This is a genomic window from Gemmobacter megaterium, assembly GCF_900156815.1.
Taxonomy (GTDB): domain Bacteria; phylum Pseudomonadota; class Alphaproteobacteria; order Rhodobacterales; family Rhodobacteraceae; genus Wagnerdoeblera; species Wagnerdoeblera megaterium.
In genome coordinates this window covers 42,420-63,712 of sequence record NZ_FTOT01000010.1, presented here as the reverse complement: position 1 = coordinate 63,712, position 21,293 = coordinate 42,420, and the positions used below count along the sequence as shown (strand labels likewise).

Below are 21,293 nucleotides of genomic sequence, written 5' to 3'. Positions count from 1 at the left end.
GTTGCTCGCGGGGCCATTCTGGCGCATTCCGGCCAATACACCGCCTCTCTGGATATCGCATCATGACTACTCCCTATTCTACGCTTCCCGAACAGGCATTTTGGGCGCCGGCGGTTGCCAAGCGGCACATGCTGGACATCTCGGGCTTGTGGACCGCACCTTTCGCCGTCACGCCGCGCATGACGATCACCACCTACGGATCGTGTTTCGCGCAGCACTTCAGTCGGGCGCTGGTCGCGCGGGGATACAGTTGGCTCAATGCCGAACCTGCCCCCGGTGGATTGGACGATACCTTGGCGCGGCAATTCAACTACGGGGTCTTTTCGGCGCGGACTGGAAATATCTATACGGCCTCGCTGCTGCGCCAATGGGTCGAATGGGCGTTGGATGTCTCTGCCCCGCCCGACATCTACTGGGAGCGCGACGGGCGTGTCTTCGATCCGTTCCGCCCGGCCATCGAGCCGGATGGCTTCGGGTCTGTCGAGGAGATGCTTGCCTCGCGCCGGACGTGCATTGCCGCCTTTCGCAAGTCCATCACCGAATGCGGCCTGTTCGTGTTTACGCTTGGCCTGACCGAAAGCTGGTGGGATGCCGAGGGCGGTTTCGAATACCCTATGTGCCCCGGCACCCATGCTGGCAGCTTCGACCCCGAGCGGCATGTATTCCGCAACCAGGATTACGATTTCGTATTCGAAAATCTGCAACGGGCGATCACGCTGATCCGCAAGCATCGCGACAAGGGACCGAAGGTGCTGCTGACGGTGTCGCCGGTCCCGCTAACGGCAACCAATTCGGGCAATCACGTAGTGGTAGCAACGATGGAATCGAAATCTGTCCTGCGCGCTGTGGCTGGTGCGGCCGCGCGCAAACTCAAGGCGGTCAGCTATTTCCCTTCCTACGAGATCATCAATTCTCCGGTGTTCCGCGGCACCTTCTTCGAGCCGAACCAGCGCAGCGTGAATCCGCATGGCGTTGATCACGTGATGGGCTGCTTCTTCGCCGGTCTGGGGCTTGAGGAAACACCTGCCCCTGTGACGCAAGGTGATGGTGGCCGGTCCAGGGGAAAGGGGCGGAAGGCACGCAAAGGCAGGGCTCGCCAAGACGATGTGAAATGTGAGGAGGAGCTTTTGGCGGCCTTCGGCGAAGGCAGACCGGCATGAGATCGGTGCTGTTGACCGGAGATTCCCATCTTGGGGCCTTGCGGCGCGGGGCCGATCTCCTGGAACAGGAGGTTGACGCATCGCGCATCGTGTTCTGGCCCTTAGGGGCCGGAGGAAGCGCGCGTGCGCCCGTACACAGGTTCGATCCCGAGGCGCAGACGGTCACTACGATTGTTCCGGAGTGGCGCAATCGCAGTTTCTCGGCGGGGGAAATCGCCGGTGCAGCAGGCAAGGATGCGCTTCTCGTTGTATCTTTGCCGCTGCATCCCACCCGCCTGCTGCGCAATCACTCATGGCATGCGCATGCGCCCTGGCGCTTCGCTCAAGAGGCGCAGATCGCATTGTCCGACCGTATGATCGCGGCGATGATCGATGCGGACAGCCGCTATGCGCTGCAACTCACGCGTGATCTGGCGCGGGTCTGCCCTGATTGCGCGGTGCTCGAAGCGCCTCGGCCCTTTTCCAATGCGCGTTACCTGCGCCGGATGCCGGTAGAGATCGCCCTTCACCTTGACACGCTTTACCGGGCGCAGGTGCGTGCCGCGCTGGAACAGGCCGGGATCGCGGTGATCGCACAGCCTGACTCCAGCGTCCTGCCGGACGGCACAACAAATCTGGCCTTCGACAACGAGAACCCGGAGGATGATCACCATGCGAACGCGCGATATGGTGCGCTGGTGCTACGGCAGATCTTGACGTATGCAGACGCGGGCTCGGGCTGACAGGACCAGTCAGCCCTTGGCGCCTTGCCCGCGGGCATAGACATCCTCGTAGCGGATGATGTCATCCTCGCCCAGATAGCTGCCGGTCTGCACCTCGATCAGCACCATCGGCACCTTGCCGGGGTTTTCCATCCGGTGCACAGCGCCCAGCGGGATATAGACCGACTGGTTTTCCGTCACCAGTTGCACCTGGTCGTCGATGGTGACGCGGGCCGTGCCCTCGACCACGATCCAGTGTTCCGAACGGTGATGGTGGCTTTGCAGGCTGAGCGCGGCGCCGGGATGCACATGGATGCGCTTGACCTGAAAGCGGTTGCCGACCACCAGGCTTTCGAACCAGCCCCAGGGGCGGTGATCGGTGGGAAAGGCGGTGGCCTGGGCGCGGCCCTGCGCCTTGAGCGCGGCGACCGCCTCCTTGACGCGCTGCGCTTCGGATTTGTGGGCGACCAGCACGGCATCGGTGGTGGCGATGGCGACGATGTCCTGCAAGCCGATGCCCACCAGTTCCACCCTGGGGCTTTCCGACCGCAGAAGCGTGTCGGTGCAGCCGATGGCCGTGGCATGGTCCGAGGTGACATTGCCGGCCGCATCGGGGCCGCTTTCCTGCCAGACCGCATCCCAGCCGCCCAGATCCGACCAGCCCGCGCCATAGGGCATGACGGCCAGGTTCGGCGCCTTTTCCATGATCGCATAATCGATGGAAATGTCGGGCACCCCGGCCCAGGGTCCGGCGGCCAGCCGGGTGAAGCCCAGATCGGCATGGGCCTCGGCCACGGCGGCCTCGACCGGGGCCAGCACGGTGGGGGCATGGGCGCGGAAGGCGGCGATCAGCGTTTCGGCGGTGAACAGGAAGATGCCCGCATTCCACAGGAAATTGCCCGAAGCCACCATCTGGGCCGCCCGTGCCGCATCGGGCTTTTCGACGAAGCGCGCCAGCGGCTGGGGCGTGGCCGCGCCCGCATCGGCACCGGGGGCAAGTTCCAGATAGCCATAGCCGGTTTCGGCCCGGTCGGGGGTGATCCCGAAGGTGACCAGATCGCCGCCCTGCGCGCGGGCGGCGGCGGCCTGCACGGCGGCGCGAAAGGCGGCATCGTCGGGGATCACATGATCCGACGGGGCCACCAGCATCAGCGCGGCGGGGTCGTCCTTGGCCAGCACCAGGGCGGCGGCCAGCACGGCGGGGGCGGTGTTGCGCCCCTCGGGCTCGATCAGGATGGCGCGGGGGGCCATCTCGCAGGCCGCGAGCTGTTCGGTGACGATGAAGCGGAAATCATTGCCGGTGACAATGAGCGGGGCGGCAAACCCGTCGCCCGCCAGCCGCCGCGCGGCCCCCTGAAACAGGCTTTCGGCGCCGGTGATGCTGGCGAACTGCTTGGGAAAGGACTTGCGCGACAAGGGCCACAGGCGTGTGCCCGAGCCGCCGCAGAGAAGAAGAGGAGTGATCATGGATGGTCCAGCTGCAATGGTCTGTCTTCCAGACCCCTGTATGCGACAGTCTCTTTCGCTGCGCCAGCAAAACCGGACCGTCCTTGTGCCATCGGACGGGTTCTGCCCATGCCGATGGCCCGCCCCGGCGCCGGGCGGCCTCAATCCTGCCCGGTGCGGGCCAGGTAGCCTTCGATCAGCGGCACGTCCGAAGGGTTGTTCAGCTCCCAGAACACGGCGCCGGGGGCGGTCACCTCGACCATGCGCACCGGATGGCCGTTTTCCAGGAAACGCAGCTGTTCCAGCCCTTCGAGCCTTTCCAGCGGCCCCGGTTCCCAGCCCTGATAGGCGGCAAGGGCGGCCGGGCGATAGGCATAGACGCCGACATGGTGGAACACCGGCACGGTGCCATCGACCACGCCCTTGCCATTGGTGAAGGGCAGCACTTCCTTGGAAAAATAGAGCGCATCGCCGGATTGGCCAAAGACCACCGTGGTCGCGCCCACCCGGCCGGCGCGGCGGTCGGCCAGCAGGTTGTCCACCACCTCGGCCTCGCAGCGCAGGCAGGGCGTGGCCATGCCGACCGCAGGATCGGCGCGCAGCGCGTCGATCAGCGCGGTGACGAAATGCGGCGGGGTCAGCGGGGCATCGCCTTGCAGGTTGACCACGATCTCGGGGGCGATCCCGGCGCGCGCGACCGCCTCGGCCACCCGTTCGGTGCCATTGCGGCAGGTCTCGGAGGTGCGGATCACATCCGCCCCGATGCGCCGGGCCTCGGCCTCGATCCGGTCATCGTCGGTGGCCACAAAGACCGGGATCTGCCCTTGGGCGGCGGCGCGGGCGGCCATCACGCTGCGTTCGATCAGGCTGCGCGGGGTGCCCGAGGCGCCGCGCAGGGTGGCCAGCGGCTTGCCCGGATAGCGGGTGCTGGCATAGCGGGCGGGAATGACGATGCAGGCCTCCATCGCTCAGATCTCCTTGGCCAGCGCGTCAAAGGCCCGCAGCCGGGCGATCAGCGCGCCCATTTCCGCCAGCGGGATCATGTTGGGCCCGTCGCTGGGCGCGCGGTCGGGATCATCGTGGGTTTCGATGAACAGGGCGGAAACGCCCACCGCACAGGCCGCCCGCGCCAGAACCGGGGCGAATTGCCGCTGCCCGCCCGATGACCCGCCCAGGCCCCCCGGCTGCTGCACCGAATGGGTGGCGTCGAACACCACGGGCCAGCCGGTCGCGGCCATGGTGGGCAGGCCGCGGAAATCGGTCACAAGGGTGTTATAGCCGAACGAGGTGCCCCGTTCGCACAGCAGGATGCGCCGGTTGCCGGTCGATTCCACCTTGGCGGCGACATGCGCCATGTCCCAGGGCGCCAGGAACTGGCCCTTCTTGATGTTGATCGCCAGCCCGGTTTCGCCCGCAGCCAGCAACAGATCGGTCTGGCGGCACAGGAAGGCCGGAATTTGCAGCACATCCACCGCCTGCGCCGCAATCGCGCAATGCCCCGGTTCATGCACATCGGTCAGCACCGGCACGCCATATTCGGCCCGGATATCGGACAGGATGCGCAGGCCCGCGTCCATCCCCAGCCCGCGTGTGCCCGCCAGGCTGGAGCGGTTGGCCTTGTCGTAGCTGGCCTTGAAGATGAACTGCGTGCCCGTGGGCGTGCAGGCCTCCAGCAGCCCTTCGCAGATCATCCGGGCATGGGCATGGCTTTCCAGCTGGCAAGGGCCGGAAATCAGTGCGACGGGGGCCTGCCCGCCGATGGAGATATCGCCGATGGTCACGGTCTGGGGGGTCATCTTCGTCCTCACATCACGCCAAGGCGCAGCAGGTCGTGCAGATGCAGGATGCCCACCGGGCGCGCGCCCTGGCAGACGATCAGCACGGTGATCTTGTTGCGGTTCAATATCGCCAGCGCCTCGGCGGCCAGCATGTCGGGGGTGGCGGTCACCGGATGGCGGCTGCAAATCTCGCCGGCGCGCCGGTCCATCAGCCCGGCCATGTGACGCCGCAGGTCGCCGTCGCTGACCACGCCCTTCAGGTCGCCCTGCCCGTCCACCACGGCGGCAATGCCAAAGCCCCCGGCGGTCATGGTCAGGATCGCCTGCGTCATCGGCGTCTCCTCGGTGACCAGCGGCAGCCTGTCGGCCCCATGCATCACCTGGCGCACCTGGGTCAGTTGCGCCCCCAGCTTGCCACCCGGATGAAAGGCGCGGAATTCCTCGGCCCGAAAGCGCCGTGCCTCCATCAGCGCAACCGCCAGCGCATCGCCCAGCCCCATCATCAGCGTGGTCGAGGTGGTGGGCGCCATGCCGATGGCACAGGCCTCGGGCAGGTCGGGGATGGTCAGCCGGAACCCGGCTGCCTGCATCAGCGCGCTGTCGGGGTTCCGCGACATGCCTGCCAGCGGAATGCCAAAACGCGCGCAATGGGCGATCAGGTCGCGCAGTTCCGCCGTTTCGCCGCTGTTGGACAACAGGATGCACAGATCGCCCGGCGTCACCATGCCCAGATCGCCATGGCTGGCCTCGGCCGGATGGACAAAGAACGCCGGCGTTCCGGTCGAGGCCAGGGTCGAGGCGATCTTGCGCGCCACATGGCCCGATTTGCCGATTCCTGCCAGCACCACCCGGCCCGGCAGGGTCAGGATGGTGTCGATGCAGCGCGCAAAATCGTCCGGCAGCCCTGCGGCCAGCGTCTTCAGCGCCTCGGCTTCGGTGATCAGCACGCGGGCCGCGGTGGCGGTATGGTCGGTCGGTTTGGTCACGGGGGGCGGTCCCTGTTGCGATTGTCCCTACATAGGGGGCGCCATGCCCTTTGCCCATCCCCTTCGCCCGGCTGGCAGATCCGCCGCGTCGGCGCTAGAAAGGCGGCCACAGATCAGCGCAAGGAGACCGGCATGATCCTAGGCCATATCGGCGCCCGCAAGGGTTCGAAGGGGGTTCCGGGCAAGAACTTCCGCCCGCTTTGCGGCAAGCCGCTGATCGACTGGTCGCTGGACCAGCTGTTGTCCAATCCGCGCGTGGGCGCGGTGGTGGTCTCGACCGACGATCCGCAGATCTATGATCATGCGGTGGCCAGGGGCGCCCTGCCTATCGGCCTGCGCCCGGCGGAACTGGCGACCGATGCGGCCCCGAAATGGGGCGTGTGGCAACATGCGCTGGCCGCAGGCGAGGCGGCGGCGGGACAGCCGGTCACGGCCTTTCTCGATCTCGACTGCACCTCGCCCCTGCGGCTCGACAGCGACATCGACGCTGCCCTCGACCTGTTCGAGGCTGAACGCCCCGACATGGTGATGAGCGTCTGCGAAGCGCGCAAGAACCCCTATTTCAACCTGGTCGAACTGAACGACCAGGGCGGGCTGAAGGTGTCCAAGGAACTGCCGGGCGGCGTCTGGTCGCGGCAGGCGGCACCAAAGGTCTGGGAACATGCGGCCTCGACCTATGTGGTCGATCCCGAGTATCTGCGCCGGGCGAAAACCATCTACGAAGGGCGCGTCATCCCGTTCGAGATGCCGCCCGAACGCTGCACCGACATTGATACGCCCTTCGATTTCCGCCTGGTGGACTGGATGATGGGCGAACGCCTGAAAGGAGAGCATCATGGCTGATCCGGTATCCGACCTGTCGGGCCGCACGATCTTTATCACCGGATCCGGGGGAGTGCTGGGATCGACCTATGTGCGCCGGATGCTGGCGGCAGGCGCCCATGTCATCGCCTCGGATCTGCCGGGGGCACGGGCCGATGCGCTCAAGGCGCTTCATGGCGACGACCCGCGCTTTCGCTTCTACGATCTCGATGTCTCGGACGAGGATCAGGTTACGGGCATTTTCCAGCGCATCCTGGCCGATGGCTGGCAGCCCAATGTGGTGCTGAACAATGCCGCCATCACCGGCGAGCTGCTGATGGGGGCAGGCAAGCCGTTTCCCGATTTCGCCGATATTTCGGTGTCGGACTGGGAACGCACCATGCGCACCAACCTGACGGCGCCCTTCATGGTGGCCCGCCAGATGGACCGCGACATCGTCGGCAAATGGCCCTGCACGCTGATCAACGTGGCCTCGATGTATGCGCTGAACGGCGCGCATCACAAGATTTACGACGGGATGCCGTTCAAGAACTTTTCCGCCTATGGTGTCAGCAAGGCGGGGGTCCATGGGCTGACGGTCTGGCTGGCGGGCTATTGGGCGGCGCGCGGGGCCACGGTGAACACCATCGCGCCCGGTGCCGTGTTCAACAACCATTCCGAGGAATTCCAGCGCCGGGTGGGCGAATTGATCATGGCGGGCCGCATGGCGAAACCGGATGAAATCGCCGATGCCATGCTGTTCCTGTCCAGCCCGGCCGCGGGCTACATGACCGGCCAGATGATCAATGTGGATGGCGGGTTCTCGGCATGGTGATCCCTGCGGGGGTGATCGCCGTTATCGGCGCCGGATCCATCGGGCGGCGCCATGCGGCGAACCTGGCCACCCTGGGCGCGCGGGTGGAACTGCTGCCCTGGCGCGGCCTGGACACGGCGGCGCTGGCCGCGCGGGACGATATTGCCGGCGTGGTCATTGCCACCGAAACCCCGATCCGGCTGGAGCTGATACGGCTCTGTTCGGCCAGAAACTGGCCCTTCTATGCCGAAAAGCCGCTGGCCTGGCAGGAGGATCAGGCCCGCGCGATCCACGCGGCGGCGGCCCCGGTGGCCGCGCGGTCGATGGTGGGGTTCATGATGCGCTGGCATCCGGTGGTGCGGGCGCTGGCGGCGATGGATCTGTCCGACACTTTCCGCATCCATGCCGAGATCGGCCATGACGTGCGGCAATGGCGCCCCGACTGGAGCTTTGCCGCCAGCTATGCCGCCCGGCCCGCAGGGGGCGGTGTGCTGCTGGATCTGTGCCACGAGGTCGATCTGGTGCTGGCGCTGTTCCCAGGAGTGCAGGTGCAGGATGTGCAAAGCCTGGGCCATGCCGAGTTTCCGGCGGTGGATTTCGCCACCAGCCTGCATCTGACCACGCCGGGCGGGGCGGCGGTGCGGATTGCGATGGATTACCTCTCGCCGGTCTTTGTGCGCCGTCTGGTGATCTCGGGCCTGTCCCGGCGGATCGAGGCCGATCTGCTGGCATCGCGGCTGACGATCCTGACCGATGCGGGCGCCGAGACGCGCGATTTCCCGTTCGAGCGCAACGACATGTTCCTGGCCGCCATGACCGAGTTTCTGGCGCTGGCGGCAGGCGGTGCGCTGCCCGACGATCCCTTGCGCCCGCGTTTTGATGTGATGGAACCCTCGTCGATGCTGATCGCCCGCGCCTGGGAGGCGCGGCAGTTCAGCGGTGCGCTGACCCTGCCGATGGGCTGATGGTGGCCATCAGCCCCGGCAGCGCGTCCAGCGTGCGCGCGGCCCCGCCGGAATGGGCGGTGAAAAAGCCGGTGATGGCGGCTGGATCAGGCTCAAAACCGCCGATCAGAGCCTGTTCCAGCCCTTTTGCATCGGGGACCGACCGGGCGACGCCCGCCGCCTCGGCCTCGACAAAGGGGTATTCGATCGTGCCGGTGGCGGGGCCGGTCAGTACGGGTTTGCCCAAGGCCAGCGGCTCGATGATGTTATGCGCGCCATGCGGGGTGAAGCCGCCGCCCACCACCACCAGATCGGCCATGGCCAGATAGCCGTACATCTCGCCCAGGGTATCGCCCAGCAGCACATCCGGCAGGGCGGGCGCCGCGCCCCAGCCCACCGGATCGAACCCCGCCCCCAGGCTTGAGCGGCGCAGCACCGACAGCCCGGCCCCGCGCAGGGTGGCCGCCACCGCATCGAACCGTTCGGGGCGGCGCGGGACATAGACCACCAGCGGCAAGGGCAGCCCCCGCGCCGCATGATGGGCGCGCAGGGCATGGATGGCCTGCAGATAGGTGTCATCCTCGCCTTCGACCGCGCTGGCGATGGTGATCACCCGTGCGGGGGCCCCGATCCAGCGCCGCGCCGCCACCCCGCCCGCCACCAGCGCCTGCGGCACCGGCTGGTCAAAGCGCAATTCGCCCGTCACCGCGATGTTGCCCACCCCGACGCCGGCAAAGCGTGCCGCCTGCAGGTCGGATTTCACCAGCGCCCCGGCAAAGCCGCGCATCACCTGATGGCGCAGCCGCAGCCCGCGTGCATCCCGCGCCATCGAGGCCCGCGGATATTGTGCATTGCACATGAACAGCGGCACCCCCGCCGCACGGGCGGCAAAGATCATGCGGGGCCAGATCTCGATTTCCATCACCAGCCCGTAGACAGGGCGAAAGGCGCGAAAGAACCCGGCATAGGCCCAGCCGGTTTCCAGCGGCACCCAGACCGCCTGCAGCCGCCCGGCGGCGATCTCGGGGGCAAAGACCCGCTCGGCCTCGCCGCGTCCGGCAGGGGTGAAATGGGTGACGACCACCCGGTCCCCGCGCGCCAGCAGCGCCCGGATCAGCGGCACGGCCGAGCGCAGTTCCCCCAGGCTGACCGCATGGATCCAGACCGCGCCGGGCATGGGCCGGGGATAGCGGCCGAACCGTTCGGCCAGATGCGCGCCATAGGCCGGATCCTTGCGGGCACGGCGGTAGAGATAGATCAGGATCAGCGGCAGGCCCAGCGTCCAGAGCGCCGACCACAGCCCCAGAAACAGGCGCAGCGTCACGCTCATGGCAGATCCGCCAGTGCCAGAAGATCGCGGGCCAGCGGATGCAGGCTGCCTCGGGCGGCCTCGACCAGCGCGCGCGCCCGCGTCGCCATGGCACAAAGGCCGGGGTCGCGCAGGGCCGTGGCCAGTTCGCCGGGCGCCAGCGCGCGGGCCGCCTCTGCCTGTGACAGCCGCGCATAATCGGTGGCGAAATTGCGCACATCCGGGCCATGCAGGATGGCCGCCCCCAGCGCTGCGGGTTCCCAGGGGTTGTGCCCGCCGATGGCATCGAACCCGCCGCCCACCAGCGCCGCCGTTGCCAGCCGGTACCATAGCCCCAGCTCGCCATAGCTGTCGGCCAGCCAGACGCGGGTGTCGGGCCCCGGCAGCGCGCCTTTGCTGCGCCGGACATGGGGCAGGCCCCGCGCGGCCAGATCGGCGGCCAGGGCATCGGCCCGGCCAATGTCCCGCGGGATCAGGATCAGCAGCCGGTCCGGCAAGGCGGCGGCGGCTGCCAGCGCCTCGGCCTCGTCGCCCGGATGGGTCGAGGCGGCGGCCCAGACCGCGCGCCCGGCCAGCGCGGCCTGCACCATGGCCAGATCCGCCGCCTCTACCGCCAGCGGGGGGGCGGCGGGTTTCAGCGACCCGCCCACCACCACCTGGCGCGCGCCCAGATCGCCCAGCCGCTCTGCCGTGCCCGGATCCTGCGCTGACACCAGCGCGAACCGCGCCAGCAGATCGGCATAGACCCGGCGCACGCGGGCGCGGCGGGCATGGCTTTCGGCGGTGATGCGCGCATTGATCAGCGCCAGAGGAATGCCCCGCGCATGGGCCGCGACCACCGCCGCTGGCCAGATCTCCTGTTCGGCCCAGACCGACAGGCAGGGGCGCCAATGGTCGAGGAACCGCGCGACATATTGCGGCGCATCCAGCGGCAGGAACTGGTGCCGGGTGCGCGGCGGCAGGTTCGCGGCCATCACCCTGGCCGAGGAGCGCGCGGTCGAGGTGACAAGGAAGGCCGCCTCTGGCGCCTGGGCGGCCATTTCGCCGATCAACCCGCGCAGGGCCAGCACCTCGCCCAGGCCCACGGCATGAAGCCAGATCAGCGGACCATCGGGGCGCGGGGCCGTGGCCGCGCCCAGCTTTTCGCGCCAGCGGGCGGGGTCTTCCTTGCCGCGCGCCAGACGGCGGCGCATCAGGGCGGGCGCCAGCAGCGGCAGGGCCTGCGCCGCCGCCAGATAGCCACGCAGCGCCACCCCCATGGGTGCGGCGCTAGCCAATGTCCTGAAAGGCCTTTTGCAGCCCCCGCCCCCAGAATTCCGGATCGGCCAGAACGGCGGCAAAGCGGTCGGCGGCCCGCCCTTCGCCAAAGCCCTTGTGCGGCGGGTGGCGGTGGCCCCATTCGGTGGCCAGAAACCGCGCGATCGCCGCAGCATCCCCGGCCGCGCAGGCGCTGACCGATGCGGCCTGCGCCCGGTTGGTCTGCCGCGTGCCGATGTCCAGCGAGGCCAGCCCCAGGAACGGCGCCTCGCGCACCCCGGCGCTGGAATTGCCCACAAGACAGGCCGCATGTTTCATCAGTTCGGAAAAATGCGCGAACCGCATCGAGGGCAGCACGCGGAACCTGTCCTTGGGCAGGGCGTCGATCACGGCAAAGATCCCCTCGGACCCCGGATCGTTGTTCGGCGCGATCACCACGAAGCTGCGCCCCGACGCCTCCAGCGCGCCGAACAGCGCCGCAGCCTGGGCGCCCATGCTGGCCTGTTCCGAGGTGACCGGGTGAAAGGTGACGATGCCGTAATCGGCAAAGGGAATGCCATAGCGCGCGCGCACCTGATCCAGTGTCACGCCTGACGGGCCGGCGTGGAAATCCAGTTCCGGCGAGCCGATGACATGGATCGAGCTTTCGGGTTCCCCCAAGGCCATCACCCGCCGTTTCGCCTTGTCCGACGACACGAAATGATGCGTGCACAGCTTGGTGTTGCAGTGGCGGAACACCTCGTCGATGGTGCCCGAGACCTCGCCGCCCTCGATATGGGCCGAGCGGATGTAATTCGTCGCCGCCACCAGCGACCCGGCCAGCGCCTCGATCCGGTCGCCATGGATGACCAGCAGGTCGGGGCGATTCTCGGCCAGGTAATCCGACAGGCCGGTCACGGTTTTCGCCAGCACGATGTCCTGGCTGTCGCCCATGCGCTGGTTGAGAAATTCATGCGTCTGCGTGCCCGGCATCCGGCGCACCTCGTTCACGGTCAGGCCATAGCGGGCCATCATGTGCATCCCGGTGACAAAAAAGGTCACGCCATGCCCGGCCTCGCGGGCCGCCGCTGCCAGCGGCTCCAGCTTGCCGAAATCGGCACGGGTGCCTGTAAGAAACAGCAATTGTCGGGTCATGACGCATCGACCCGTTCAAAGGCGACCACGGTTTCAAAGGACTGCTCCACCACCGGCACCAGCCCGGCCCCCAGAAAGGCGCCGAAGATCCGCGCCATTCCGGCCCGGCTGACGATATGGGGGTGCAGTTCGATCACGGCGGCGCGCAGCCCCGCCAGGGGCAGCACCGGGATCAGTTCTTCCTCTGCGCCTTCGATGTCGCAGACCAGCAGGTCGGGGCGCACCTCGGCAAAGACGGCGGCGGGGTCATGGACCGGCACCTCCACCGCCTCCAGATCGGCGGCGCCCGCCACCAGCGAGCTTTCGGTGAAATGCCGGTGCAGGCGAAAGCTGCGCGTGGCGCCCTGGTCCAGCGGAGCGACCACCGCCGAGCGCACCTCGACATTGGTGATCCCGTTGGTGCGGTGCAGCCGGGCGATTGCTTCGGGCAAGGCCGGGTTGGCCTCGTAGCTGGTAAAGCGGGCACCAGGATGGCGCCTGGCCATCACGCCCGAGACCAGCCCCATGCCCAGCCCCAGTTCCAGCACCCGGTCTTCGGGGCGCATCAGGGCCGACAGGGCGCGCAGTTCGGGCCATTCGTAATCGCCGCGCCAGATGTGTTTCCACACCGGCTTGCTGACATGGGCCCCCTGCACCGGCACCTGCAGACCGTGAAAGTGCAGCGTCTTCCAGAACCGCCGGAAGGGAAAGCTCAGGCTGGCGGTCTGCTTCATGCCTGGCACCGATGGCCGGGTGCCCGGTGGGCGGCGTCTTGTGTCATGTCCGGCATCTCAGGCCTCTGTTGCAACCCGCGCGTCCAGTTCGGCCAGGATGACAGGATCGGGGGCCGGGATCTGCCCGGCCCGTACGGCGGCCAGAAAGGCCTGTCGCCAGATCCTTGCCACCCGGTCGCCGGATCGCTTCAGGAAAGGATAGCCCGACAGCCCGCAGGAGGCGACGGGGAAAAGGCTGTAGAACTGTCCCTGGGCCAGTGCGCGGTCGACCAGCGCCAGCGCGTCCGCGCGCCAGCCGGGCGTTTCGCACCGCGCCAGCAGATCCCGCGCCGCCGCCCCCCCCTCGGGGCCGGGCCAGGCGGCAAAGCGCAACACCTGCGCCAGCCGGTCGTCCCCGGCGCGGTCCAGATCGGCGCGAAACCCTGCCGTGTCAAAGGCGGGCACCAGCCGCAAGCCGCCCGCGATCAGCGCGGCGCTGTGGCCACGTTCGCCCCGGCGGATCACCTTGTATTTGTTCGAGGTCAGCCGCAGCCCTTGCCAGAAGGACCGGAAGGCCGGATGCCGCACCGCGCTGGCCTGCATCAGATAGCAGTAGGATTCCAGAAACCGCTCGCCCCCGCGGTCGCGCAGGATGCTGCCCGCCACATCGCCCCCCGCCGCCTGCAACCGCGCCACCAGCGCCCCGGCGTCATTGTCCAGCAGCCAGACACTGTCGTTCAGGATCAGCAGCCGGTCCGGGGTGACGCCCCGGTGCCACAGCAGGCGGATGCCGTCGCGGTAGCCGCCGAAATCATGGCCCAGATTGGGGCGCTGCACCAGCAGCCAGACATGGGGCGCCAGCCGGGCGACCATCGCGGCATCCAGCGGCGCGTTCGACACCACCAGCGGGGCAAAGCCTGCCGCAACCAGGCTGTGGCACAGGGCCACCGTGCTCTCGGGCAGCCGGGGTTGCGGATAGATCAGCACCAGCGCGATATCGCCTGTCAGCGCCGCCTGCCCGGCATGGATCGTCAGCTGGTCGGGGAACCGGCGGTCGTAGCGGGCATTGGCCAGGGGTTCCCAGACCGCCTCGGGGATCGCGCGCATCTGCTGGCCCAGCCGGGCCAGTTCGCGCCGGACCTTCCAGCCGGGGATCACGCCAGATCGCTCCATTTCAACTGGGTGTTGCGGGTGACGGCGCGGGTCAGGCGTTTGCCCAGCAGCTTGTCGAAGTCATAGGCCGGGATTTCCCCCGATCCGGGGCGGCGGGCCCAGATGTCCTGTTCGCGGATCACATGGCCTGCGGGCAGATCGGCATCGGCCACCACCGAGCCGCGGGCGAAACGGTAGACATCTTCTTCGGGGGCGGTCCGTTGCTTGGGGTTGTTGGCGGCAATCCAGATCTCGCGGCTGCGGTCGATCAGGTGGCGCAACTCGGCCGGGTCCATCGAATTGATGATGTCGGGCCCCTTGCGATAGCGGGTGTCGGTATAATGCCGCTCCAGGATACATGCCCCCAGCGCGACCGAGGCCAGTGCCATTTCCGGCCCGATGGAATGGTCGGAAAAGCCGACGACGGCGTTCGGGAAGGCCGCCTTCAGATCGGTCACGCCGCGCAGGGACACAATCTCCGGCGGGCTGGGATAGAGGTTGGTGCATTCCAGCAGCGCATAGGGCACGCCTGCCGCGTCCAGAATGTGCACAGAGGCGCGGATCGTTTCGATGGTCTGCATGCCCGTGGACAGGATCACGGGTTTTCCCTTGCGCGCGATATGGCGGATCAGCGGCAGGTTGTCGGCCTCTCCCGACCCGATTTTGTAGGCGGGCACGTCGAGGGTTTCCAGATAATCGGCGGCCGCGCGGGAAAACGGGGTGGAGATCCAGATCATCCCCAGGCTTTCGGTATAGCGCTTCAGCTCGGCTTCCTCGTCCAGGCTCAGCGCGCAGGCGGCCATCACATCCCAGATCGAGACATCGGCATTGGGCGGAAAGATCGCCTTAGCCTCGTCGGTCATCTCGTCGTCCAGGATATGGGTCTGGTGCTTGACCATTTCGCAGCCCGACAGGGCGGCAAGCCGCACCATGTCCTTGGCGACAGCCAGATCGCCGCCATGGTTGATGCCGATTTCGGCAATGACCAGCGGGGGGTGATCAGGCCCGATCTTGCGACCGGCAATCGTGATGGAAGTCTGCACGGAGGTCTCGCTTTGGCCAGGGGTCGGTTTCCCTGACCTACACGCATCGCCTGTGTCCGGGCAATGTGAAAGCGGGGGCCGGGGCGATGCGCCGGCGCCCCTGTGCGCGGCCCTCCGCTCGGGGATCGACCCGATACCAGCCGGCCCTTGCCCTCAAAGGTTGCGGCAGGCCACCAGAACGGGAATCACCCGGCACGAGGCTGGCACATGCCCAGGCGCCCCGGATTTCCGGGGCTCGCATGATTGTTGAGGAGGTATCGACAATCTTTGCCCCGGTCCCGGATCGCGGAGGATCTGCATCGCAATGCCGGTCGCAGGCACGGAAATTTGATCTTTTCGGGGGTTTTTCTTGGACCATGGCGAAAATGTGGCCTAAAAAAGGCGCGTCGCGCCAAGTGGCGTCCGGCCATGATGTTCACGACAGGAGCCTTGAACCTTCCCATGATCCAGCAATATCTTTCCCTCCCCGCCATTGCCCTTTCCGCTGTCATCGGCCTTGGAGCTGCGGCCGATGCCGCCACGGTGACATTCACCCAGAACTACGGCACGGATTTCGGCGCAGCCGGTACCGCAACCCAAGGGGCGGCCCCGCGCGTCACCTATGGCAGCAACTATGCCCGCCTGAACGACGGATCCGGCACGCCGTTTTACCAGCAGTTCTCGCTGGCCAGCATCGGCAACCAGATCAACGCCATCAGCGTGACGGTGAACTACGCCAATGCAGGCAACGGTTTCTTCCTGTCCGAGCAGTGGCAGACCTTTACCGCAGGCGCGCTGACCGGCGGCGGCAATCTCGATACCTCGTCGGCCACGCGCATCTCGCTGGGAACGCTGGTCGGCAGCGGTTCGGTGACCTATCAGCTGACCGGCACGGCGCTGACCACGGCGCTGGCCGCGGATGCCGTCGGCGTCTGGTTCGGTGAATTCGCGCCCTGGTCGAACAACTTCGACCTGTCCTCGATCTCGGTGCAGGTGTCGGCGGTTCCGCTGCCAGCCGGCGGCGTGCTGCTGCTGGGCGCCCTGGGCGGCCTGGCCGTCCTGCGCCGCCGCAAGGCAAGCCAGCCCGCGGCCTGATCCGGCCCATCGCATCGCCGGAACACGCGACGGGCCCCGGAAATGGGGCCCGTCGTTTTCGTGATGCGCCCGCTGTCTCTGGCTGGCATGTCGAAGGCGAGTGCTGCGAGATCGCGGATCTCGCAATGGCTGTCGGTCGTGTAGGGTAGCCTCTCTCTTGAGCTTTGCCCCCGTTCAGGCGTTGCGCAACCTGGGTGGCCTTGTTCCCGACCCGGTTCAATGCGGCGCTCAAGCTCTGCAGTTCTTTTGTCATGTCCTCATCTGGACGCAGAATGTCGTCGCAGACAGGATCGAGCGGCGCAGGGCGTCCGGGCGGTGCGCGATACCGCAATGCGAAAATGCAGCCTCGAAGCCGCGAAGGTCACGCTCGGTGACCTTCACCGGCAGTTCCCTGGTCTGGCTGTCACTGGCCGAAACGGCGAACCGGCCATGGCCCAGCAGGTTGAAGACCGTGTTGGAGGAGACCTTCGGGCGATGCCCAGACCGCACACAGCGGCGCCTTTCGCCCGTTCCCGGACGATCTGCTGGTGTCCCTGATCGGTCGGTCTGCGACTGCCGCCCATGTGAAGTATACGTTCCTATTTCTTGCCAGCTTCGTACAAGACCGCCTTCTCCCAGCACAAGCGGAGAAGGCACCAAGGGCTTGTACTCAATGTGGAAAATCTGCCCCGAGGGCCGATTTGACGTCTTTTGTCAGATGCAGTGCGCATCGCGCGCAATGCCATGCGCCCCGCGTTTCCTGTCCCGAGCATCGCGCTCTTTGGACCGCGTTTTGTGCGTCCCGCAGCACGTCTTCTGGCGGATGTGGGGTGTCAGGTGCAGCCCGCACCGCGCATCCCGCACGATGTGTCCCGCCCTGCGCCTTGTGCATCCTGCGCCGCGCCGCGCGCGCCGTGGCAAATGTCGAATGCAGCCCGCCTTCTGGGCTTTGCATCGCGCATTCTGGACGCCGCCATCTGTCCTCTGCACGACGTTTTCCGCCCCAGGCGCGATGCGCCGTGCCGTGTTCAGTTCGCAGATTCGCGTCTGCCCGTGCTGGCCGCACTGCGCGCTGTCGTGGCCGCGTTTCAGCCTGACACCCTTGCCCGAAGGGGCATGACCTGTGGGTGGCGGCCACGGCTGGCCGTCTGCCTAGAGCAGCCCGTTGCGCTGGGGGCCGCCGGTCATCAGGCTGTAGGCCGCGATCAAGGCCGGATCCGCAGGGCGTCCGGGGCGGAGGTGGTGCAGCAGGGCATCCAGGAACACCCTGGTCTTTTGCGGCATCAGCCGACGGCTTGGAAACACCGCCCGCACCGTCACCGGCTTCAGCGCCCAGTGCGGCAACAGCCGCACCAGCGCGCCCTGGTGTTCCGGCTCCTGGGCAAACAACACCGGCAATACGGCAATGCCTGCGCCCATCAGCGCCAGGCGGCGCAGCATGTCATAGGAATTGGCCCCCACCCGCCGGCCGGCCATGTCGATGGTGATCCCCTGTCCCTGCCGGTCCAGGGCCCAGGGCTGCGCGGCCCCGGCGCTTGTCAGCGCCAGCAGATGAAACTCTGCCAGATCCTGCGCGCGCGAGGGCTGGCCGCAGCGGTCCAGATAGCCGGGCGCGGCATAGATCCCCAGATCGAGGTTCGTCAGATGCCGTGCCGTCAGCTGTTGCGATGTGTCGCCCTCGCCCACCCGGATTGCCAGATCGAAACTCTCTGCGATCACATCGACATAGCGCGGGGACAGATCCAGATCGAGCTGCACCTCGGGCCAGGCGGTGGCAAAGGCGGCCAGCATCGGGCCCAGAACGATGCCTGCAAGATCGGCGGGGGCCGACACGCGCAGGCGGCCCGACGGCGTCAACTGGCGGTGTTCGGCCACTTCGGCCACCCGCTCTGCCTCATGTGCGATCTGTTCGGCGGCGCCCAGGATCCGCTGGCCCATCTCGGTCAGCACGATGCGGCGGGTGGTGCGTTGCAGCACCTTTTCGCCCAGCCGCGCCTCCAGCGCGCCGATCCGGCGGGACAGCGTGGATTTGGGGATGCCAGAGTGCTTTGTCGCCTCGGAAAAGCCGCCGGCAGTCACCACCAGCGCAAACAGCATCAGATCCGTCGGGTCGGGAGGCGCGGGCACGGCGGGTCCTTTGTTCCGATCATGGAACAGTGATACCCGAAACACCCCCTAGGGCAAGCCAGGGATACAAGGCATCCTGTGTCAAATACCAAAGGGAGTCGCGGCTTGGCACCTCAGCTTGTTTCACTATTGGAACGCGCCCTCGTGTGGGAAAGCGCCGTCGGCTGGACGCCGGAATGTCTGGACGAAGGGCCCTCGATGCTGCCCCGCTACCACAATGCGGGGTTCAGTTGCCTGTCGATGACCATCGGTGCCGACTGGGACCGGCCCGAACCCACGCTGCGCCATTTCGCGCAGCAGCGCCGCTATTTCGAGAACCGCAGCGACCTGTGCCGCATCGTGGACTCGGTCGAGGATATCCGCGCCGCCAAACGCGATGGCAAGCTGGGCATCGGCTTTCACCTGCAAGGCGCCAGCCCCCTGGGCTATGATCCGGCGCTGATCGATACCTGGTACCGGCTGGGCATCCGCTGGATGATCCTGTGCTACAACACCCGCAATCCGCTGGGGGACGGCTGCCACGAACCGGAAAACGCCGGGCTGTCGCTGCTGGGCCGCGCCTTTGTCGCCGAGGCGAACCGCGTGGGGATGTTGCTGGATGTCAGCCATGCCGGTATCCGCACCTCGCTCGATATCGTGGAACTGTCGGACAAGCCGGTGATCGCCAGCCATTCCAGCGCCCGCGCGATCAAGAACCACGAACGCAATGTGACCGATGAGCAGATCCGCGCCATTGCCGCCAAGGGCGGCGTGGTCGGCATCAACTCCATCGGGGCGTTCCTGACCGATGACAACAGCTCGGGCGTCGGCGCGGTGATGCGCCACATCGACCATATCGCGCAACTGGTCGGGCCGCAGCATGTGGGCCTTGGGTTGGATACGGTGTTCTACCAGCCCTTCATGACCAAGCTTTATGACTCCGGCCCCCTGATGGCGCAGCGCGGCTATCCGCGTCCGCCCTGGGCCGATGTCAAACCCGAAGCCCTGCCAGACCTGGTCGAGGCGCTGGACCGCCACGGCTATGACGAAACGGCCATCCTCGGGATTCTTGGCGAGAACTTCCTGCGTGTCGCCGCGCAGACCTGGCGCCCCACCCAACAAAGGACAGACGCATGAGCCTCAAGACCCTGCGGCTTGCCGCCGCCCTCGCCTTGACCGCCGCGACCGCGCAGGCCGAGACGAAACATATTGCCATTGCCAGCTTTGGCGAACACCCGGCCCTGAACCAGGTGGCCGAAGGGTTCAAGGACCGCATGGGCGCCCTGGGCCATGCCGAGGGTACGGCCGTGACCTACAGTTTCAGCCATGCGAACTTCGACCGCACGCTGATCCCGCAGGTTCTGGCCAAGGTCGAGGCGGAAAAGCCCGCGCTGGTGCTGGCCATCACCACGGGCCTCAACCAGGCGGCGGTGCGGGGCATCACCGACAAGACGATCCCCATCGTCTTTGCCTCGGTCGTCGATCCGGTGGTGGCGGGCATCGTGCCCGACTGGCAGCACGGCTCGGCCACCAGCACCGGCGCGTCGATGATGCCCGATTTCGATGCGACGCTGGCGTTTCTGAAACAGGTGATCCCTGGCATCCAGGCGGTGGGCACCCTGTTCAACCCCGGCGAGGATAACGACGCCACCAATATGGAACTGCTGACCGAGGCCGGTAAAAAGGCGGGCATCAGGATTGTCGGCGTTCCGGTCGAGGCCTCGGCCGACCTGCCCCAGCGGATGCAAAGCCTGGCCGGGCAGGTCGATGCGGTGTTCCTGATCCAGTCGAATGTCGTGCAGACAGCCGTGCCGATCGTTGCGCAGGTGGCGCAGCGTATCAGGATGCCGCTGTTCAATTCGGTGTTCAACCCGGCCCTTCAGGATCAGCTGGCAGGGTTCCATGCGATTTCCTACCGCAAGAACGGCGAACATGCGGCCGATATTGCCGACCGGATCCTCAAGGGCGCCAAGCCTGCCGATATCGCGCCCTATGTGCCGGTGGCCGGGGATTTCGACAGCTATGTCAGCGTCAAGGGCATGGAGGCTGTCGGCCTGCCGATCCCCGACGCCCTGAAGGACAGCCCGTGGCTGCTGAAGTGATCCCGGAACGCCCGCAGGGGGGCGGCCCCCCCCTTCTGGCCGTGCAGGGCCTGCGCAAGACCTTTGGCGGCGGCCTTCCGGGGGCGCGGCCTGCGCTGGACGGGGTGGATCTGGCGCTGATGCCCGGCGATTTTGCGGTGGTCATCGGCTCGAACGGGGCGGGCAAATCGACGCTGCTGAACAGCATCGCCGGGGCCTTTGCGCCGGATGCCGGAACGATCACCCTGGCAGGGCGCAATATCACCCGCGTTCCAGGGCACCGGCGGGCCGGTTGGATCACCCGCGTCTTTCAGGATCCGATGATCGGCACCGCCGCCGCCATGACCATCGAGGAAAACCTGGCCCTGGCCGAACGGCGCGGGCAGCCCCGCCGCCTGCGGCTGGCGCTGGACCGCGCGCGGCGCGACACCTACCGCGACCGCCTGCGCCCGCTGGCGCTGGGGCTGGAGGACCGGCTGACCACGCCGGTTGCGCTGCTGTCCGGTGGCCAGCGGCAGGCGCTGTCGCTGATCATGGCGGTCATGTCGCGGCCCGCGCTGTTGTTGCTGGACGAACATACCGCCGCGCTGGATCCGCGCACCGCCGAAATCGTCATGCAGGCCACGTTGCGTGTGGTGCAGGATCATGGCCTGACCGCGCTGATGGTCACGCATAACATGCGCCAGGCGATCGAGACCGGCAACCGGCTGGTGATGATGGATGCCGGCCGCATCCGGCTGGACATCGGCGGGTCGGAAAAATCGGCGCTGACCGCCGCCGATCTGGTCGAGAAATTCCGCATCGACACTGACCGAATGCTGCTGGGACACTGAGCC

The 21,293-nt window shown here is 67.2% G+C and carries 21 protein-coding genes; 9 read left to right on the top strand and 12 right to left on the bottom strand.

All coding sequences use genetic code 11. The features are described from left to right. Positions 1-62: 62 nt before the first annotated feature. Together BW970_RS17520 and BW970_RS17515 are read left to right on the top strand one after the other, a co-directional pair. Complete coding sequence (locus tag BW970_RS17520) at positions 63-1,160, top strand: GSCFA domain-containing protein (RefSeq protein WP_076533866.1); 1,098 nt, start codon at positions 63-65, stop codon at positions 1,158-1,160. Next, a complete protein-coding gene (locus BW970_RS17515) occupies positions 1,157-1,882 on the top strand; it encodes a hypothetical protein (RefSeq protein ID WP_076533864.1) in 726 nt (241 codons plus the stop codon). The genes BW970_RS17520 and BW970_RS17515 overlap by 4 nt, the downstream gene beginning before the upstream one ends. Positions 1,883-1,891: 9 nt before the next feature. Here BW970_RS17515 and BW970_RS17510 read toward each other — a convergent pair whose 3' ends face one another. The 4 genes from BW970_RS17510 to BW970_RS17495 form a co-directional block, all read right to left on the bottom strand. Further along, positions 1,892-3,328 carry a mannose-1-phosphate guanylyltransferase/mannose-6-phosphate isomerase gene (locus tag BW970_RS17510; RefSeq protein ID WP_076533862.1) on the bottom strand — a complete coding sequence of 479 codons (1,437 nt, stop codon included), beginning with the start codon at positions 3,326-3,328 and terminating at the stop codon, positions 1,892-1,894. Between the two features lie 140 nt (positions 3,329-3,468). Then, the gene (locus BW970_RS17505; protein ID WP_076533861.1) at positions 3,469-4,272 is read right to left on the bottom strand and encodes a 3-deoxy-manno-octulosonate cytidylyltransferase; all 804 of its coding nucleotides are present in this window, start codon (positions 4,270-4,272) and stop codon (positions 3,469-3,471) included. A gap of 3 nt (positions 4,273-4,275) precedes the next feature. Further along, entirely contained in the window at positions 4,276-5,103 is an 828-nt protein-coding gene (kdsA, locus tag BW970_RS17500; RefSeq protein WP_076533859.1) for a 3-deoxy-8-phosphooctulonate synthase, read from the bottom strand. An 8-nt stretch (positions 5,104-5,111) separates the two neighbouring features. Beyond that, positions 5,112-6,071, bottom strand: coding sequence for a KpsF/GutQ family sugar-phosphate isomerase (locus BW970_RS17495; RefSeq protein ID WP_076533857.1), 960 nt, complete (start codon positions 6,069-6,071; stop codon positions 5,112-5,114). Between the two features lie 132 nt (positions 6,072-6,203). On the opposite strand from BW970_RS17495, the gene BW970_RS17490 reads away from it, so the two are divergent. Genes BW970_RS17490 through BW970_RS20620 form a run of 3 tightly spaced genes read left to right on the top strand, consistent with a single transcriptional unit; the run spans position 6,204 to position 8,651 of the window. Further along, a complete protein-coding gene (locus BW970_RS17490) occupies positions 6,204-6,914 on the top strand; it encodes an acylneuraminate cytidylyltransferase family protein (RefSeq protein WP_076533855.1) in 711 nt (236 codons plus the stop codon). Beyond that, entirely contained in the window at positions 6,907-7,707 is an 801-nt protein-coding gene (locus BW970_RS17485) for an SDR family NAD(P)-dependent oxidoreductase (protein WP_076533853.1), read from the top strand. Before BW970_RS17490 ends, BW970_RS17485 begins: the two co-directional genes overlap by 8 nt. Beyond that, the gene (locus tag BW970_RS20620; RefSeq protein WP_076533851.1) at positions 7,701-8,651 is read left to right on the top strand and encodes a Gfo/Idh/MocA family protein; all 951 of its coding nucleotides are present in this window, start codon (positions 7,701-7,703) and stop codon (positions 8,649-8,651) included. Before BW970_RS17485 ends, BW970_RS20620 begins: the two co-directional genes overlap by 7 nt. On the opposite strand, the gene BW970_RS17475 is transcribed toward BW970_RS20620, so the two are convergent. Genes BW970_RS17475 through BW970_RS17450 form a run of 6 tightly spaced genes read right to left on the bottom strand, consistent with a single transcriptional unit; the run spans position 8,620 to position 15,217 of the window. Beyond that, on the bottom strand, positions 8,620-9,960 hold the full coding sequence (locus BW970_RS17475; protein ID WP_076533849.1) for a 3-deoxy-D-manno-octulosonic acid transferase: 1,341 nt from the start codon (positions 9,958-9,960) through the stop codon (positions 8,620-8,622). The genes BW970_RS20620 and BW970_RS17475 overlap by 32 nt on opposite strands. Next, entirely contained in the window at positions 9,957-11,216 is a 1,260-nt protein-coding gene (locus BW970_RS21260; RefSeq protein ID WP_268235107.1) for a 3-deoxy-D-manno-octulosonic acid transferase, read from the bottom strand. The genes BW970_RS17475 and BW970_RS21260 overlap by 4 nt, the downstream gene beginning before the upstream one ends. Beyond that, positions 11,209-12,330, bottom strand: coding sequence for a UDP-N-acetylglucosamine 2-epimerase (neuC, locus tag BW970_RS17465; protein ID WP_076533846.1), 1,122 nt, complete (start codon positions 12,328-12,330; stop codon positions 11,209-11,211). Before neuC ends, BW970_RS21260 begins: the two co-directional genes overlap by 8 nt. Beyond that, positions 12,327-13,043 (bottom strand): class I SAM-dependent methyltransferase, encoded by a 717-nt coding sequence (locus BW970_RS17460; RefSeq protein ID WP_076533844.1) that lies wholly within the window; start codon positions 13,041-13,043, stop codon positions 12,327-12,329. The genes neuC and BW970_RS17460 overlap by 4 nt, the downstream gene beginning before the upstream one ends. A 57-nt stretch (positions 13,044-13,100) precedes the next feature. Next, entirely contained in the window at positions 13,101-14,180 is a 1,080-nt protein-coding gene (locus tag BW970_RS17455; protein ID WP_144039007.1) for a hypothetical protein, read from the bottom strand. After that, positions 14,177-15,217, bottom strand: a complete 1,041-nt coding sequence (locus BW970_RS17450; protein ID WP_308469331.1) for an N-acetylneuraminate synthase family protein — start codon at positions 15,215-15,217, stop codon at positions 14,177-14,179. Before BW970_RS17450 ends, BW970_RS17455 begins: the two co-directional genes overlap by 4 nt. A 408-nt stretch (positions 15,218-15,625) precedes the next feature. On the opposite strand from BW970_RS17450, the gene BW970_RS17445 reads away from it, so the two are divergent. Next, complete coding sequence (locus BW970_RS17445; RefSeq protein WP_083701352.1) at positions 15,626-16,291, top strand: VPLPA-CTERM sorting domain-containing protein; 666 nt, start codon at positions 15,626-15,628, stop codon at positions 16,289-16,291. Between the two features lie 249 nt (positions 16,292-16,540). On the opposite strand, the gene BW970_RS17440 is transcribed toward BW970_RS17445, so the two are convergent. Together BW970_RS17440 and BW970_RS17435 are read right to left on the bottom strand one after the other, a co-directional pair. After that, complete coding sequence (locus BW970_RS17440; protein WP_076533837.1) at positions 16,541-16,780, bottom strand: hypothetical protein; 240 nt, start codon at positions 16,778-16,780, stop codon at positions 16,541-16,543. A gap of 642 nt (positions 16,781-17,422) precedes the next feature. Then, positions 17,423-18,397 (bottom strand): LysR family transcriptional regulator, encoded by a 975-nt coding sequence (locus tag BW970_RS17435; RefSeq protein ID WP_076533835.1) that lies wholly within the window; start codon positions 18,395-18,397, stop codon positions 17,423-17,425. Positions 18,398-18,502: 105 nt separating this feature from the next. On the opposite strand from BW970_RS17435, the gene BW970_RS17430 reads away from it, so the two are divergent. From BW970_RS17430 to BW970_RS17420, 3 genes are read left to right on the top strand one after another with little or no spacing between them, the layout of a single operon-like run. Continuing rightward, positions 18,503-19,513: a dipeptidase gene (locus tag BW970_RS17430; RefSeq protein ID WP_144039006.1), complete on the top strand. Its 1,011-nt coding sequence runs from the start codon at positions 18,503-18,505 to the stop codon at positions 19,511-19,513. After that, complete coding sequence (locus tag BW970_RS17425; protein WP_076533831.1) at positions 19,510-20,478, top strand: ABC transporter substrate-binding protein; 969 nt, start codon at positions 19,510-19,512, stop codon at positions 20,476-20,478. The genes BW970_RS17430 and BW970_RS17425 overlap by 4 nt, the downstream gene beginning before the upstream one ends. Then, entirely contained in the window at positions 20,463-21,290 is an 828-nt protein-coding gene (locus tag BW970_RS17420) for an ABC transporter ATP-binding protein (protein ID WP_200799312.1), read from the top strand. The genes BW970_RS17425 and BW970_RS17420 overlap by 16 nt, the downstream gene beginning before the upstream one ends. Positions 21,291-21,293: the final 3 nt, after the last annotated feature.